Consider the following 829-nt stretch of genomic DNA (forward strand, 5'->3'; position numbering starts at 1 on the left):
GGCCGCTGCCGGGCGGAATGGGTGTCACCGTGACCGCGCCGGCCTCGGCCTCTTGCGAGGCCTGCGGGCCGCCCAGGGGTGCGGGCACGACCCGCGCCGGTCGGGGGCTGGAGCCCGCAGGGGTTTGTGTGGGCCAGGGGGGCAGGGGGGTGCTGGAACAGGCTGCCAGCAGCGCCGCGGCGACGAGCGCCGGGGCGCAGCGCAGGGCCGCCAGATCGGAAAAGCGCACGGTTCGGCCCGGGCGGCCGGGGGTCGGGGGCAGAAGGGTCATGGTGGCAGACGGCTTGGGATGGTTGCGCCCACGATGTTAGCCTGCAGCGTCCGGCGATCCGTGACAGAAAAAAGCCCGGCATCGGGCCGGGCACAGTGCCAGGGATGGCGCAGGAGCGGCCGCCCGGCCGCCCTTGCCCTTTCAGCGGCCGAAGCCCCCGCGAGGGCCGCGCGGACCGCCACGGCCACCGCCGCGCCGACCGCTGCCTGCCATGATGTCGACACTGGTGCGCATCGGATCGGGCTGTCCGCCGTGTCCGCCCGCGCCGCGCGGCAGCAGGGAATGGCCGAGCTGCGTGAGCATGTGCGCGTTCTCGCTGCGCGGCTGGCTGTCGTCGCCGCGCCGCGTGCCGGCGCTGCCTCCTGCCGAGCCGCCCGCGTTGCGCTTGCGGCCGCCGCCGGTGCCGGGCTGCTGCTGGGCGCGCGCTGCGCCGCGTTGGCCGCCGCTGCGCTGCCCGCCCTCGCCGCTTCGGCCCCGCCCGGCCTCGCTCTTGCTGCCACGCGCAGAAGTCTCGTCGCCTGCCGCCGCACCGGCCTGGCGGGTGCGCTGGCCACCGCC

The 829-nt window shown here is 77.2% G+C and carries 2 pseudogenes; both read right to left on the minus strand.

What is annotated here, in order from left to right:
* Positions 1-271: pseudogene (locus tag A612_RS17655) on the minus strand (peptidase M14); the annotation flags it as partial.
* A gap of 141 nt (positions 272-412) precedes the next feature.
* Positions 413-829, minus strand: a pseudogene (locus tag A612_RS17255) (DEAD/DEAH box helicase); the annotation flags it as partial.

It is taken from the genome of Melaminivora alkalimesophila, from assembly GCF_000282995.1.
In the GTDB taxonomy this organism is placed as follows: Bacteria; Pseudomonadota; Gammaproteobacteria; order Burkholderiales; family Burkholderiaceae_C; genus Melaminivora; species Melaminivora alkalimesophila.